Origin of the sequence: Arthrobacter sp. NicSoilB11, from assembly GCF_019977375.1 — a bacterium.
GTDB lineage: Bacteria > Actinomycetota > Actinomycetes > Actinomycetales > Micrococcaceae > Arthrobacter.
Window position 1 is genome coordinate 3,467,456 of sequence record NZ_AP024657.1, and the last position, 15,509, is coordinate 3,482,964.

General features: G+C 67.1%; 14 protein-coding genes. 12 read left to right on the forward strand and 2 right to left on the reverse strand.

What is annotated here, in order from left to right; translation table 11 throughout:
* Positions 1-118: 118 nt before the first annotated feature.
* The 8 genes from LDO14_RS16190 to LDO14_RS16225 all read left to right on the forward strand — a co-directional run bounded on the left by LDO14_RS16190 (position 119) and on the right by LDO14_RS16225 (position 8,621).
* Positions 119-841, forward strand: coding sequence for a VIT family protein (locus LDO14_RS16190; RefSeq protein ID WP_223992565.1), 723 nt, complete (start codon positions 119-121; stop codon positions 839-841).
* Positions 842-901: 60 nt separating this feature from the next.
* Positions 902-1,390, forward strand: coding sequence for a hypothetical protein (locus tag LDO14_RS16195; protein ID WP_018768819.1), 489 nt, complete (start codon positions 902-904; stop codon positions 1,388-1,390).
* A 159-nt stretch (positions 1,391-1,549) separates the two neighbouring features.
* Positions 1,550-2,407 (forward strand): cytochrome c oxidase subunit II, encoded by an 858-nt coding sequence (locus LDO14_RS16200; protein ID WP_018768820.1) that lies wholly within the window; start codon positions 1,550-1,552, stop codon positions 2,405-2,407.
* A 15-nt stretch (positions 2,408-2,422) separates the two neighbouring features.
* Positions 2,423-4,177, forward strand: coding sequence for a cytochrome c oxidase subunit I (ctaD, locus tag LDO14_RS16205; protein ID WP_223992567.1), 1,755 nt, complete (start codon positions 2,423-2,425; stop codon positions 4,175-4,177).
* A gap of 182 nt (positions 4,178-4,359) precedes the next feature.
* Entirely contained in the window at positions 4,360-5,415 is a 1,056-nt protein-coding gene (locus LDO14_RS16210; protein ID WP_018768822.1) for an iron ABC transporter substrate-binding protein, read from the forward strand.
* Between the two features lie 4 nt (positions 5,416-5,419).
* On the forward strand, positions 5,420-7,009 hold the full coding sequence (locus LDO14_RS16215) for an iron ABC transporter permease (RefSeq protein WP_223992569.1): 1,590 nt from the start codon (positions 5,420-5,422) through the stop codon (positions 7,007-7,009).
* The gene (locus LDO14_RS16220; RefSeq protein ID WP_186447816.1) at positions 7,006-8,163 is read left to right on the forward strand and encodes an ABC transporter ATP-binding protein; all 1,158 of its coding nucleotides are present in this window, start codon (positions 7,006-7,008) and stop codon (positions 8,161-8,163) included. The genes LDO14_RS16215 and LDO14_RS16220 overlap by 4 nt, the downstream gene beginning before the upstream one ends.
* A gap of 197 nt (positions 8,164-8,360) precedes the next feature.
* Complete coding sequence (locus LDO14_RS16225) at positions 8,361-8,621, forward strand: hypothetical protein (protein ID WP_018768825.1); 261 nt, start codon at positions 8,361-8,363, stop codon at positions 8,619-8,621.
* A gap of 14 nt (positions 8,622-8,635) precedes the next feature.
* Here LDO14_RS16225 and nhaA read toward each other — a convergent pair whose 3' ends face one another.
* Together nhaA and LDO14_RS16235 are read right to left on the reverse strand one after the other, a co-directional pair.
* Entirely contained in the window at positions 8,636-9,988 is a 1,353-nt protein-coding gene (gene nhaA / locus LDO14_RS16230; RefSeq protein ID WP_018768826.1) for a Na+/H+ antiporter NhaA, read from the reverse strand.
* Between the two features lie 83 nt (positions 9,989-10,071).
* Entirely contained in the window at positions 10,072-10,770 is a 699-nt protein-coding gene (locus LDO14_RS16235) for a PAS and ANTAR domain-containing protein (protein WP_018768827.1), read from the reverse strand.
* Positions 10,771-11,219: 449 nt separating this feature from the next.
* Here LDO14_RS16235 and LDO14_RS16240 point away from each other — a divergent pair, with 449 nt between their 5' ends.
* From LDO14_RS16240 to LDO14_RS16255, 4 genes are all read left to right on the forward strand, one after another.
* Positions 11,220-13,355 (forward strand): heavy metal translocating P-type ATPase, encoded by a 2,136-nt coding sequence (locus LDO14_RS16240; RefSeq protein ID WP_223995284.1) that lies wholly within the window; start codon positions 11,220-11,222, stop codon positions 13,353-13,355.
* A 32-nt stretch (positions 13,356-13,387) separates the two neighbouring features.
* Positions 13,388-13,888, forward strand: coding sequence for a hypothetical protein (locus LDO14_RS16245; protein ID WP_223992571.1), 501 nt, complete (start codon positions 13,388-13,390; stop codon positions 13,886-13,888).
* Between the two features lie 53 nt (positions 13,889-13,941).
* Positions 13,942-14,574: a DUF305 domain-containing protein gene (locus tag LDO14_RS16250; protein WP_223992573.1), complete on the forward strand. Its 633-nt coding sequence runs from the start codon at positions 13,942-13,944 to the stop codon at positions 14,572-14,574.
* A 141-nt stretch (positions 14,575-14,715) separates the two neighbouring features.
* Positions 14,716-15,408, forward strand: a complete 693-nt coding sequence (locus LDO14_RS16255) for a low molecular weight phosphatase family protein (RefSeq protein WP_223992575.1) — start codon at positions 14,716-14,718, stop codon at positions 15,406-15,408.
* Positions 15,409-15,509: the final 101 nt, after the last annotated feature.

Genomic DNA, 15,509 nt, shown 5'->3' on the forward strand with positions numbered 1-15,509 from the left:
TTGTTTTAAGGTACGCCCAGGATTGCAGTTGGTACAGGGTCTGCACCAGGCATGCCCGTGTGGTTAGGGGATGCAAACCTTCGTGGCAGAGGGGTCCCTGCAGTGCTTTACTGCCAGCATGTCTGAAACTCTCAAGCAGAGCCGCAACGAACCGCACGACAGCAGCGTGGCATCCCGCCTGAACTGGCTGCGGGCCGGTGTCCTGGGCGCGAACGACGGCATCGTCTCCGTGGCGGCAACTGTGGTGGGCGTGGCCGGGGTGACCAACGACCTCGCGCCAATCCTGGTGGCAGGCACCGCGGCGGTGGTGGGCGGCGCCGTGTCCATGGCGTTGGGCGAATACGTTTCCGTGAGCAGCCAAAGCGACAGCCAGCGGGCACTGATCGAAAAGGAACGCCAGGAGCTCAGGGACGATCCCGACGGCGAACTGGCAGAGCTTGCGCACATCTACCAGGCAAAGGGACTCAGCGAAGCCACGGCCCGGACAGTTGCCGAAGAATTGACGGCAAAGGACGCACTGAAGGCACACCTGTCTGCCGAACTGAACATCGACGAAGAGGAAGTGGTCAGCCCCTGGCACGCAGCCTTCGCCTCCGCCATCGCGTTCACCGTCGGCGCCGTGCTGCCTATGCTGGCCATCATCTTCCCGCCCGAAGGGGCGCGCATCCCGGTCACGTTCGTCGCCGTCATCCTGGCGCTCGCGCTGACCGGCACCGTCAGCGCCAAAATCGGCGGCAGCTCCAAGCGCAAGGCCACCATCCGGCTGGTGGTTGGCGGGGCGCTTGCCATGGCCTTCACGTTCGCAGTGGGAAGCCTCCTGGGCACCACCGGCATCGCCTAGCCCTTCTCGAACCCAGCCACTTCCCACATTCCGCTGCCCGCTACTGATCAGGAGTTTCCCGTGCTGGAGATCGCCGGCCTTCCGGCCCATATTCTGTTGATCCACGGCGTGGTGGTCCTGGCTCCGCTGGCCGGGGTCTCGGCAGTGGTTTTCGCCCTGCTCCGGCGCACCAGGCGTTACCTGGCCTGGCCCATGGGAGTCCTGGCACTGCTGCTGGTTCCGCTGTCCGTCCTTACCGCCGAAGCGGGGGAACAGCTGGAAAAGGCCAGGGGCGCGTCACAACTGGTTGAGGAGCACGCCCACCAGGGGAGTTTCCTCCGCTACGTCACAGTGTTGTTCCTGGTGGCCGTGGGTGCCCAGATCACCGCAGCCTTCCCCACGCTCCTGACACGCCGGCCCGCCTTCCACGGTCTCCGCGGGCTCCTGGAGTCCCGCTGGCTGCTCCCCGCCACCTCGGTGCTGGGCGTACTGGCGGGACTGTTCCTGGTGTACCAAAGCATCGTGACCGGCCATTCGGGAGCAGTGTCCGTTTGGGCCGGCAGCCGCTAGCGCAGCCCCCCGAAAACCTCTTCCCATCAGCATCCGCCCCGGCGTAGGGTGGGGCACACAACTGCTGGTCCCGGGGCCAGCAGTGGGCTCATGCAGTTGGGCTTCTGGAGCATGCCGGAGGGACCACAGGTGGGTAGGAAACCATTCAAAAACCAAAGCATGCGGCGCCTGGCAGGACTGGGCGCTGGCCTTGGTGTGTTGCCGCTGCTGGCCTCCTGCTCCGCCGAAGTGTCCCGCGGCTTCCTGCCCGGCAACCGTGACACCACCAACAACACCGCGCTGATCACGGACCTGTGGGTCAACTCCTGGATCGCTGCACTGGTGGTGGGCATCATCACCTGGGGACTGATGATCTGGGTCATCGTTGCCTACCGGCGCCGGAAGAACACCGTAGGGTTCCCCGCGCAATTGAGCTATAACCTTCCGCTGGAAGTGTTCTACCTGGCCATCCCGCTGATCGTCATCGGCGTCCTGTTCGTCTTCACGGACCGGGAACAGCGGGCCATCGATGCACGCTACCCCAACCCGGACGTGGTGATCGACGTCTTCGGCAAGCAGTGGTCCTGGGATTTCAACTACGTCAAGGAACAGGTCCACGAGGACGCCGGACAGCAGGCCCACCTGACGGGCGACTGGGGCACCCCGGACCGGCTGCCCACCCTCTACCTGCCGGTGGGGAAGAAAGTGGAACTGCACCTGCAGTCGCGCGACGTGCAGCATTCCTTCTGGGTGGTGGATTTCCTGCAGAAACGCGACCTGTATCCGGGCCACGAACAGTACAACCCCTACATCAACATCACCCCCAACCGCGTGGGCGAATACATGGGCAAGTGCGCCGAACTCTGCGGCGAGTACCACTCCGAGATGCTCTTCAAGGTCCGGGTGGTGAGCCAGCAGGAGTATGACAGCCACATCGCGGACCTGAAGGCCAAGGGCAACACGGGCAACCTGGGCGCCGACTACAACAGGGCACCGATGTCGGCCCCGTCACCGCAGGCCCCGGACGCAGCACAGTAAAGGAGGGCACCGAACATGACCACCACAGGCCAAAGAATGGGCGGAACCGCAGCCACGGCGGCACCGGCAGTGGTCCGGCGCTCCAAAGGCACCATCATCGTCAACTGGATCACCTCCACCGACCACAAGACCATCGGGTACATGTACCTGATCTCGTCCTTCGTGTTCTTCTGCGCCGGGGGCGTGATGGCCCTGCTGATCCGTGCCGAATTGTTCGAGCCCGGCATGCAGATCCTGCAGACCAAGGAACAGTACAACCAGCTGTTCACCATGCACGGCACCATCATGCTGCTGATGTTCGCCACCCCGCTGTTTGCCGGGTTCGCCAACGTGATCATGCCGCTGCAGATCGGCGCCCCTGACGTGGCCTTCCCGCGCCTGAACGCGCTGGCCTTCTGGTTCTTCCTGTTCGGCTCCACCATCGCGGTGTCCGGCTTCATCACCCCGCAGGGCGCAGCGTCCTTCGGCTGGTTCGCCTATGCGCCGCTGTCGAACACGACGTTCACCCCGGGCATCGGCGGTGACCTGTGGGTCTTCGGCCTGGCACTGTCCGGCTTCGGCACCATCCTGGGCTCCGTCAACTTCATCACCACCATCATCTGCATGCGCGCCCCGGGGCTCACCATGTGGCGGATGCCCATCTTCACCTGGAACACCCTCGTCACCGCCATCCTGGTGCTCATGGCATTCCCGCCGCTGGCCGCCGCCCTGTTCGCGCTCGGCGCGGACCGCAAGTTCGGCGCCCACATCTTCGACCCGGCCAACGGCGGCGCCATCCTCTGGCAGCACCTGTTCTGGTTCTTCGGCCACCCGGAGGTGTACATCATTGCGCTGCCGTTCTTCGGCATCGTGTCGGAGATCTTCCCGGTCTTCAGCCGCAAACCCCTGTTTGGCTACAAGGGCATCGTGTACGCCACCATCGCCATCGCAGCCCTGTCCGTGACGGTGTGGGCCCATCACATGTACGTCACCGGCGCGATCTTCCTGCCGTTCTTCGCCTTCATGACCATGCTCATCGCGGTGCCCACCGGCGTGAAGTTCTTCAACTGGATCGGCACCATGTGGGGCGGGTCGCTGACCTTCGAAACGCCGATGCTCTGGAGCATGGGGTTCCTGGCCACGTTCCTGTTCGGCGGCCTCACCGGGATTATCCTGGCCTCGCCGCCCATGGACTTCCACGTCTCGGACACCTACTTCGTGGTGGCGCACTTCCACTACGTGGTGTTCGGCACGGTGGTGTTCGCCATGTTCGCCGGGTTCTACTTCTGGTGGCCCAAGTTCACCGGCACCATGCTCAACGAGCGCCTGGGCAAGATCCACTTCTGGATGCTGTTCCTGGGCTTCCACGCCACGTTCCTCATCCAGCACTGGTTGGGTGTCCTGGGCATGCCCCGCCGGTACGCGGACTACATGCCGGAGGACAACTTCACCGGAATGAACCAGTTCTCCACCATCGGGTCGTATCTCCTTGGAGCGTCCCTCATCCCGTTCTTCTGGAACGTCTACATCACCTGGCGCGCCGGCAAGAAGGTCACCGTGGACGATCCCTGGGGCTTCGGCGCTTCGCTGGAGTGGGCCACCTCCTGCCCGCCGCCGCGGCACAACTTCACCTCGCTGCCCCGGATCCGTTCGGAACGTCCCGCCCTGGACCTGCACCACCCGGAGCTGAGCGTCCGGCTCCACCCGTCCGAAATCGCCCCCGGGGAGAGCCTCCTGGGTGCCGCGGACATCGGGGAGCACGACGTCCACGACCCCAACCCGAACACCTAGTGGACCATCAGAATTACGTCACGCCTTGTTTGCGTAATTGATGTGAACCTCATCACTTAAAGCGCTTTCCGGCTTGGAGCTTAGGTTTGCCTACCCTACAGTTTCCTGACATAGGCACCGTTTACCGGCGCCCATCAGGACTTAGGTTCAAGCAGACTTTTTCCCCACCGAAAGCAGCCTCAATGAAGATCCGCAACAGCGCGCTGGCCGGCATCGCACTCGCCGCCACCGCCGCTCTTGGCCTGACCGCCTGCGGCGGCGCCACCCCCGCCGGCAACGGCTCGTCTTCCGCTTCCGGCGGCGCCGCCGCGGGCGGGATTACGGTGTACAACGCCCAGCACGAGAGCCTCACCAAGGAATGGGTGGATGCCTTCACGGCCGAAACCGGCATCAAGGTGACCCTCCGGCAGGGCGATGACACGGAGATGTCCAACCAGATCATCCAGGAAGGCCAGGCGTCCCCCGCGGACGTGTTCCTCACCGAAAACTCCCCCGCCATGACCCAGGTGGAGAACGCAGGGCTGTTCGCCGACGTCAACAAGGACACCCTGGCCCAGGTCCCCTCCGAATTCACCCCCTCCACCGGGAAGTGGACGGGCATCGCCGCACGCTCCACCGTCCTGGTCTACAACAAGACCAAGCTCACCGAGGACCAGCTGCCCAAGTCCATGCTTGACCTGGCCAAGCCCGAATGGAAGGGCCGCTGGGCTGCGTCACCCACCGGCGCGGACTTCCAGGCCATTGTCTCCGCACTGCTGGAACTGAAGGGCGAGTCCGCCACCGAGGACTGGCTCAAGGCCATGAAGGACAACTCCAAGGCGTACAAGGGCAACAGCACGGCCATGAAGGCAGTCAACGCCGGTGAAGTGGATGCCGCGCTGATCTACCACTACTACTACTACGGCGACCAGGCCAAGACCGGCGAGAACTCCAACAACGTCACGCCTTACTACTTCAAGAATGAGGACCCGGGCGCGTTCCTGTCCGTCTCCGGTGGCGGCGTGCTCAAATCGTCCAAGAACGCTGCAGCCGCGCAGGCCTTCCTGAAGTTCATCACCGGCAAGAAGGGGCAGGAAGTCCTGAAGAACGGCACGTCCTTCGAGTACGCCATCGGCTCTGATGTGCCTGCCAACGACAAGCTGGTTCCCATCAAGGACCTGCAGGCCCCCAAGGTGGACGCTGCGAAACTCAACTCCCAGAAGGTCAGCGATCTGATGACCCAGGCAGGACTACTGTAATTCCGTGACCTCCGATCTATCGGCTCCCCCACGGCGGAGCACGACGACGGCGGGCCGGGGCACACGCCCCCGCCCGCCTTTCGGCGTTTCCGCGGTGTCCGTCGTGGCGGTGCTGATCGCCCTCTTCTCCCTCATCCCGCTGGGGTACGTGGCCTACATGACGGTGGCAACCGGGTGGGACACCGCCGTCGGCCTCATCCTGCGGCCCCGGGTGGGCGAACTGCTGCTGAACACCCTGCTCCTGATGGCTGCCACCATCCCGCTGTGCCTGCTGCTTGGCGTGGCGGGGGCATGGCTGGTGGAACGGACCAAACTGCGCGGCCACCGAATCTGGGCAGTCCTGCTGGCCGCGCCGCTGGCCGTCCCGGCGTTCGTGAACAGCTACGCCTGGGTGTCGGCCATCCCGTCGCTGGGCGGCCTGGGCTCGGGGATCCTGATTTCCACCCTCTCCTACTTCCCGCTGGTCTACATTCCGGCGGCAGCCACCCTGAGCCGGCTGGACCCGGCCATAGAGCAGTCGGCCGCCGCGCTGGGACTGGGCGCCTGGCGGGCCTTCTTCCGGGTGGTGCTCCCCCAGCTGCGGATCGCACTGACGGGCGGCGCGCTGCTGGTGGGGCTGCACCTGCTGGCCGAATACGGCGCCTTCGCGATGATCCGCTTCGACACCTTCACCACCGCGATCATGACCCAGTACCGGTCCACGTTCAACGGCGCCGCCGGGAACATGCTGGCCAGCGTGCTGGTGTTCTTCTGCCTGCTGCTGCTGGTGGCCGAAGTCCGCAGCCGCGGCACGGCACGCTACGCGAGGATCGGTTCAGGCGTGCAGGCCAAGGCCCTGCGGCTCCCCCTGCATGCCTACCACGTCCCCGCGCAGCTCTTCCTGCTGGCGCTGACCGCCCTGGCGTTCGGCCTCCCGCTGTTCTACGTGCTGAAGTGGATCCTGGCCGGCGGGGCCGAGGCCTGGACCGCCACCGAATTCCTCCCCGCACTCCTTGCCACGTTCTGGTACGGGCTCCTCGGCGCCGCAGCCACCATCGTGGTCGCCTTCCCCATGGCCTACCTCGCGGTCCGGAGGCCCGGCTGGTTCAGCAAGTCCCTGGAACTGTCCAACTATGTCACCAGCTCCATGCCCGGCATCGTGGTGGCCCTGGCCTTCGTCACCGTCAGCATCCGCTTGGTACCGGGGATCTACCAGACGGCGGGAGTGCTGGTGGCCGCATATGTTCTCCTGTTCCTTCCGCGGGCCCTGGTGAACCTCCGGGCCGGCCTGGCACAGGCGCCCAAGGAACTCGACGAGGCGGCACAGGCGCTGGGCAAGCCGCCGCTGCTGGCCTTCATCCGGGTCACCCTGCGGCTCACGGCTCCGGCCGCCGCGGGCGGGGCTGCCCTGGTGTTCCTGGCCATCGCCAACGAACTTACCGCCACGCTGCTCCTGTCCCCCAACGGCACCCGGACCCTGGCCACCGAGTTCTGGAGCAAGAGCAGCGAAATCGACTACGCAGGCGCCGCACCCTATGCCCTGCTGATGATCCTGCTTTCCGCACCCATGACCTATCTCCTCTTCCAACAGTCCAAGAAAGTAGCCGGACAGTGACAGCACCATCGACCCGCAGGCTGCCCGAGCCGCGGGTGGCACCCTCCGTGGCCGCAACCACCAACAGCCACCTGCAGATCACGGACGTCACCAAGAACTTCGGATCGCAGGCGGTCCTGAGGGGCGTCAACCTGTCCGTGGCCAAAGGCGGAACCACCGCCATCGTGGGACCGTCAGGCTCCGGCAAGACCACGCTCCTGCGCCTGATCGCCGGGTTTGAGCATCCGGACACCGGCAGCATCTCGCTGAACGGGACCCTGGTGGCGGGTGAGGGCGCTTGGCTGCCGGCGCACAAGCGCCAGATCGGCTACGTGGCGCAGGACGGCGCCCTGTTCCCGCACCTCACCGTTGGCCAGAACGTCGCCTTCGGCCTTGATGCGGCAAAGCTTGAAGGCGGCAGGCGGGCCGTGGCAGCACGCGTTGCCGAACTCCTGGAAATGGTGTCCCTGGATGCCGCCATGGCCAAGCGCCGGCCGCACCAGCTCTCCGGCGGCCAGCAGCAGCGGGTTGCCCTGGCCCGGGCGCTGGCCCGTGAACCGGAGCTGATGCTCCTGGACGAGCCCTTCTCCGCCCTGGATGCCGGGCTCCGCGTGGCCACCCGCCGCGCCGTGGCCAAGGTGCTGGCCGAGGCCGGCGTCACCACCATCCTGGTCACGCACGACCAGGCGGAGGCCCTCTCCTTCGCCGACCAGGTGGCCGTGATGCGCGGCGGCAAGCTGGCCCAGATCGGCAACCCCTTTGTGGTGTACACCCGCCCCGCAGACCGCGCCACCGCTGAATTCCTGGGCGACGCCGTCATCCTGGACGCCTGGCTGGAAGGGTCCCTGGCCACCTGCTCCCTGGGCGGCATCCCGGTGCGCAGGCCGCCGGCGCAGGGACGGGTGCAGCTGATGCTGCGGCCGGAACAGATCCGCATCGCCGAAGACGGCCCCATCCGCGGCGTGGTGGTGGACACCGACTACTTCGGGCCCGAAACCACGGTGCGGCTGAAGCTGAACGTGCCCCAGGAAGTGGCAGAGCACGCCGACCACCGCTACCCCGGCGGCGGCGAAGTGATCACCATCCGGCACTGGAACGCGTCGATCGCGCGGCCCGGCATGGAGCTGTGCCTGCGGGTTGTGGGCGAAGCCGTCGCGTTCCCGATCGAGGACTGAGCTCCGGCCTGCCGCGCTCAGCTGCGTATCAGAAGCTAGTCCGCACATCCGAAGCTACAGGGCACAGATGGACGAACAAGCTTCTGATCGGTGCGCCCGCCCCTGCTGACACAGAAAAAACACCGGGCGGAAACACTCCGGCAACCTCGTCAGGGCAAGCTGTGCTTACGGGGATACAACAGCAGGAGGCAGCCCACATGGAGGCACAAGGAGTACGTACCGCCCAGCTCCGCATCGGGGACCAGATTGAGGCATGGCACCGCGGCAGGCTCTTCCACAAGGGACGGGTGACGGACGTCGTCCCGCACCTGGAACTCTTCTGGATCCTGGACGCCCGCACCGGCACCCGCAAGCTGCTGGACCCCGAGGCCCTGGAGATCCGCCACGTGGAAGCCCCCGCCGAAACGGGAACCCAGGTATCAGCCAAGACCCAGGCAAAACCACTCGCCCCCGCCTGATGCTCGGCGAAGGGTCAGGTGCGTTCCTGGTAGACGTCCGGGACGCCGTCGTGGTCCGAATCCACCCTCTCAAGCTCTTCGGCGACCCGGTACTGCCGGTTCCGGGTCCGCAGCACAGCCGTGGCCAGCAGCGCGGCGATCAGTGACGCAGCCAGGATGCCCACCTTGGCGTGGTCGTCATGGAGGCTGCCATGCCCGAAGCTGAGCTCCGCCACCAGCAGGGACACGGTGAACCCGATCCCTGCGAGCAGCGCCACGCCAAACACATCGATCCATTTGAAGGAGCTGTCCAGGCTGGCCCTGGTGGCCTTGGTCAGGATCCACGTGGTGCCCATGATGCCCACCGGCTTGCCCAGGACCAGGCCCAGGATGATACCCAGCGCCACCGGGTCCGTCAGGGCCGAGCCCAGGCCCTCCCACCCGCCAACGGCCACGCCGGCGGAGAAGAACGCGAAGATGGGAACGGCCACGCCGGCGGAAATCGGACGAAACCGGTGCTCGAAGATCTCGGCCAGTCCGGGCCCTGCCTCCGGGCCGCCGGAGGCCCGGGACCGGATCACGGGAATGGCGAAGCCCAGGAGTACCCCGGCCACGGTGGCGTGGATTCCGGAGGCGTGCACCAGCGCCCAGGTCGCGGCACCCAGCGGCAGCAGGATCAGCCAGGCTGCAACTGCGTGGCGGCCGAAGAACCGGCGGTACTTCTGGGCCAGGAAGGTGTAGACGGCCAGCGGGATGAGGGCCAGGAGCAGCGGCGCGGCCTGGATGTCGCTGGAGTAGAAGAACGCGATGATGGTGATGGCAATCAGGTCATCCACCACGGCCAGCGTCAGCAGGAAGATCCGCAGGGCGCTGGGGAGGTGGGATCCGATGATGGCCAGGACCGCCACGGCAAAGGCAATGTCCGTTGCGGTGGGGATGGCCCAGCCGCGCAGCGTTTCCGGGCTGGCGAGGTTGACGACGGCGTAAATCACCGCCGGGACAGCCACGCCGCCCACGGCGGCCGCCACGGGCACGACGGACTTGCTGACTTGCCGCAGGTCGCCGGCAACGAATTCGCGTTTGAGTTCCAGGCCCACGAGGAAGAAGAAGATGGCCAGCAGCCCGTCCGCTGCCCAGGCCCCCAGGCTCAGGTCCAGGTGCCACGGCCCATAGCCCACCCTGAGATCCCGGAGGGCAAAGTAGCTGTCCGACGCCGGGGAGTTGGCCCAGATGAGGGCAATCACGGCAGCCAGGACCAGGAGGGCTCCACCCACGGTTTCCTTGCGGAGGATCTCCCCGATGCGCAGGGCTTCGGCGTAGCTGCCGCGGGCGAAGACGGTGGAGCCGAAAAACTTGTTCCTGCTGGGCGTGGGCGGGGTGGAGGTCATGAAGGCGTCCTTAAATCCGGGTTCGGCAAATCCATGCCGACCAGACTTCCCGGCGCACCTCCCCATATCCTACCGGGTACCGGCTACCCGGCGCGGCGGCCCCCGGCGCGGTCTGCCCGGCCGTTCATGCGTTCTGCCCGGCCGTTCAACTGGATGGCCCGCACGGCCCGGTCGAGGTAAGTCCGCGCCTCCGGGGAGTTGGCCAGCTGCACCAACTCCGCTGCCACCACCACCAGCTTGACGTTGCGGTGGCTGCTGGTGCTGACCAGCATCTGGAAGGCGTCGTCGGAGCCGAGCTTCAGCTGCCCCATGAGGATGCCCCTGGCCTGGTCGATCAACGTGCGGGTTGCGGTGGCACCCACCACGGCCTCGCGCGCAGCCTCTTCAGTTTCGCGCTGCAGCGTCCGGCTGAGGTCCACCGTCACGCCTTCGAACGCCGCCAGCGTTCCATCAGCGGCCAGGATCGCCTCGCCGGAGGTGAGCACACGCCTGGTCCGGCCGCGGGCATCGACGATCCGGTGGTACATGCAGAAGAACCCGCCGGTGGTCGATACCTGCGCCAGGATCTCCTCGCACCGCTCCCGGTCATCCGGGTGCTTGTGGGACAAGATCAGTTCCATGCTGGGGACAACATCGCCGCGCTGGTAGCCGTGCAGCCGGAACATCCCGTCCGACCAGTGGAAGGTTGGGCCTGCAGGCCCCATCTCCACCCTGAAGATGCCCGCATCGCTTTCACTGTCTCTGAGCGCACTCGAATACGTGTATAGGTTGCTGAGCTCCATCACAGGTCCACCCTCCCGCACACCGGCCAGCCCCCCCCTATGGGAGCGGGCTCTCGTCACTACTCCCAGTATGGTCGCCCCGCGCGCCGGAAGGTAGGGCGGGATGCCCTATGGATGCAGCGGACACATAGAGTAGGGACCCTTGCCACTTATACCCCTAGGGGGTATATTGGTGGTGTTGTCAGTGAAGTGGTATGTCCCGGCTGGTGCCCACACCGGCCTTCACAGCCGTTCAACCCCAGCGCCCCTTGATTCCCTCAACGGATTGGAACTGACATGAACACCGGGAACCGCCCCGAGCTCCCCCTCGCCTCCTCCGGCTGCAGCTGCTGCGCCCCTGCCGGCGCCGCGGAACCGGCCACCACCCTGCCCGCGCCTGAGGCACAAAAGCGCCCTGCCGCCGTCGGAAATTCCGATCGCTTGGCAGCGGCTTCCTCGAAGGAGGAATGATGCAGGACCATCACGACATGCAGCACCAGGGCGGCCCGCACGACCATCACCAGCCACCCAGCGGAACCCTGACCCAGCCGCCGGCGCACGGCGCCGGGCATGGACAACACGGCGGCCACAGCGACGACGACCATACCGTCCACACGCACGGCCAGCACGCCGGGCACAGCACAGCCATGTTCAAGGACCGGTTCTGGCTGACGCTGGTCCTGGCCGTTCCGGTGGTCTATTTCAGCCCCATGATGGGCGACCTTTTGGGCTACATGCCGCCCGAGTTCCCCGGTTCCGCCTGGATCCCGCCGGTCCTGGGCACCGTCATCTTCCTGTACGGCGGCCAGCCGTTCCTCAAAGGCGGCCTGCAGGAGCTCAAGGACCGCGCTCCGGGAATGATGCTGCTGATCGGCATGGCCATCACGGTGGCCTTTGCCGCTTCCTGGGTCACCAGCCTGCGCATCGGCGGCTTCGACCTGGACTTCTGGTGGGAGCTGGCGCTGCTGGTGGCCATCATGCTGCTGGGCCACTGGATCGAGATGCGTGCCCTCGGGTCGGCGCAGGGCGCCCTGGATGCCCTCGCGGCTCTGCTGCCGGACGAGGCCGAACGCATTACGGACAGCGGCACGGAAACCGTCCCCGTTTCCCACCTCAAGGCCGGCGACCTGGTCCTGGTCCGCCCCGGCGCCCGCATGCCCGCGGACGGAACCGTGGTGGACGGGCAGGCTGAGTTCGACGAGTCCATGATCACGGGGGAATCCAAAACCGTGGCACGCGGCGCCGGCGACCCGGTGGTGGCCGGAACCGTGGCCACGGACAGCAGTGTCCGGGTGCGCGTCACCGCCGTGGGCGACCAGACCGCCCTGGCCGGGATCCAGCGGCTGGTGGAAGAGGCGCAGGCGTCGTCGTCGCGTGCCCAGGCACTGGCAGACCGCGCAGCGGCCTTCCTCTTCTACTTCGCCGCCGGCGCCGGTGTCCTGACCTTCATCGCCTGGACACTGCTGGGAAGCGTTCCAGACGCCGTCACCCGCACCGTCACCGTCCTGGTCATCGCCTGCCCGCACGCTCTGGGTCTGGCGATACCCCTGGTGATCGCCATTTCCACGGAGCAGGCGGCCCGGGCCGGGGTGCTGATCAAGAACCGGATGGCGCTTGAACGGATGCGCACCATCGACGTGGTCCTGTTCGACAAGACCGGCACGCTGACCACCGGTGAGCCGGAGCTGAAGGACGTTGCCGTGGCCGGCGGCGTCGAGGCGGACGCCGTGCTGGCCCTCGCCGCCGCCGTCGAGTCGGACAGCGAGCACCCCGTGGCGCGGGCCATCGTCCGCGCCGCCAGGGCCCGGAGCCTGCCACTGCCCCAAGCCACCGGTTTCACCTCGCTGCCGGGCCGGGGCGTCCGGGCCAGCGTGGACGGCCGCACCGTGCACGTGGGCGGGCCTGCGCTCCTGCGCGAGCTCGGCGTCGTCGAACCCGAGGCCCTGGCCTCAAGCACCCGGGCGTGGATGGACCGCGGAGCCGCCGTGCTCCACGTTGTCGACGGCGGCGCGGTCCTGGGTGCCGTGAGCATGGAGGACGCGGTGCGGCCGGAGTCGCGGCAGGCTGTGTCCGCCCTGCAGCGGAGGGGCGTCAAGGTGGCCATGGTCACCGGTGATGCGCACCAGGTGGCGCAGGCCGTGGCGGCGGACCTGGGCATTGACGAAGTGTTCGCCGAGGTCCTGCCCGCGGACAAGGACAAGAAGGTGGCCGAGCTGCAGGGCCGCGGGCTGAAGGTGGCCATGGTGGGCGACGGCGTCAACGACTCGCCGGCGCTGGCACGCGCGGAGGTGGGCATCGCCATTGGCGCCGGAACCGACGTCGCCATGGAATCGGCGGGCGTGGTGCTGGCGGGGAACGATCCGCGCGCAGTGCTGTCCATGGTGGACCTGTCCCGGGCCAGCTACCGCAAGATGTGGGAGAACCTGGTGTGGGCCACGGGCTACAACATCCTGTCCGTGCCGCTGGCCGCGGGCGTCCTGGCGTTCGCCGGGGTGGTTCTGTCCCCGGCTGCCGGGGCTGTGATGATGTCCGCGTCCACCATCGTGGTGGCCCTGAACGCCCAGCTGCTCCGGCGCCTGAAACTGAACCCGTCTGAGGTACGTTGAACAGCATGGACAGATCGGAAGGAGGGACAGCCATGACCACCCGCGCCGTGGCGTCCTTCCTCCGCGCAGCCTGGCTGCTGGCCGCCACCCTGGCCGTCATCGCCGGGCTGCTGGGCATGCACGTGCTGACCGCCGGGCATGCTTCGCACGGGCCTGTTGCCCAGGGCATGGATACGCACAGCGCGGCGTCGCACAGCATGGCCTCCCACAGCGCTGACTCCCCCGCGGCACCGGCCGGGGCCGCCGCCGTCGTGCATTCCGCGGTTGGGGACCATCCCGGCCACGCGGCCGCCCCGGCTTCCACCGACCCGCCGGCCCTGGCGCCGGGCACCTGCGGCAACTCCTGCCCGGGGGCGCAGGAGTCGGGGGCGCCCTGCGTGCCGTCGGTCCCCGGCGGCCCCGTGACGGTCCTCCCGCCGCAGGCAACCCTTGCCGTCCTTCCGTTGCTGCCGGCGGCCGGCAACCCAGGCTCTTCCTACGGGTACCTGCCGCCCAGCCCATCACCGTGCGACCTCTCCATCAGCCGGACGTAAACCGGACTGCGCCCTGTACCCCGGCCCAGTTCCACTAGATCCCTGAAGGACCCATGAACACCACTATCAAAACCCTGTCCATTGCTGCTGCCCTGGCGGCTTCCCTCGGCCTGGCAGGATGCGCGGCCAATGCCGGCTCCGGCAACGGCATGCCCATGGACCACGGCAGCTCCAACCCCATGTCCAGCACGATGCCAAGCGCCGGCACCATGCCCAGCGCCAACGCCGACCATAACCAGGCGGACATCACGTTTGCCCAGATGATGATCCCGCACCACGCCCAGGCGGTGGAGATGAGCGGCATCATCCTGGCCAAGCCGGACATGCCCGCAGAGGTGACCGCGCTCGCCACCAAGATCAAGGCGGCGCAGGCACCGGAGATCGCGCAGATGACCGGCTGGCTCAGCGGGTGGAACGTGCCCACCATGATGAGCGACCACTCCGGACACGGCATGACCGGCATGGTGGACGACGACGGCATCGAGAAGCTGAAGTCTGCCACCGGTACCGAGGCCGCGCGGCTGTTCCTCGAGCAGATGATCGGGCACCATGAGGGCGCCATCGACATGGCCCAGCAGGAGATCAGCGCCGGCAAATTCCCGGACGCCGTGAAGCTGGGCCACGACATCGTGGACGCGCAGCAGGCGGAAATCACGCAGATGAAGCAGCTGCTGACCACCCTGTAACCGGCACTTCCGGCCGCCGGGCAGTCCTGCGGCGCGGCGGCGGCACCCGGCCCGGGAGCCCGTCGCCGCGCCGTTGCGTGTTAAGTTGAAAGGCACGGGTCCGGACCGGATCCGCCAGCAGCTGGGAAAAGAGACATCTCCTTGGACACTTCCGCACCAGTACGAATCCTGACCGTCTGCACCGGCAACATCTGCCGCTCGCCGGTGGCCGAACGGCTGCTGCAGGCTGGACTCGACCAGGTGGTGCCGGGTGGTTTCCAGGTGTCCAGCGCCGGCACCCGCGCCCTGGTGGGCGAACCCATGCAGCCCATTTCAGCGGACATCGTGCGGACCTTTGGCGGTGATCCCGAAGGGTTCGCGGCACGGCAGCTCACGCCCAGGATCCTGCGGGGCGTTGACCTGGTGCTCACCATGACGTCCGGGCACCGCGGCGAGGTCCTGCAGCTTGATGCCTCCCTGCTCAAGCGGACGTTCACCATCCGCGAGTTCGCCCGGATGCTTGATGTCCTGGCCCAACGGGCCTCCGGGACAGACGGCCAGCGGGCCGCCGTCGAATCTTCCCCAGGTGCGCTTCCGGGCGGCGACGCGTCTGACGGCGACGCCCGGCTGGCTGCCAACGCCGCCTTGTGGCGCGGCTTGCCGGCACGGGCCGCCGGGGTGCGCCACCTTTCGCTCCCCGCCGACGCCGCAGACAACGACATCGTGGACCCGTACCGCCGCGCGCCGGAGGTGTACCGGGAGATGGAGGACCAGCTGGCCCCCGCCATTGTCTCCATCCTGCGCCATGCCCGCCTTAACGCCCCGGTCCCCGGGACCGCGCCCCAGTCGCCCTAGCGGAACAGCGTTACAGCAGCTCGACGCCGAACCGGATGGAACCTTCGCAGGTGACAGTTTGGATAACCTTGTAGCCAACCGGGGCCTGCCCGACGCACACT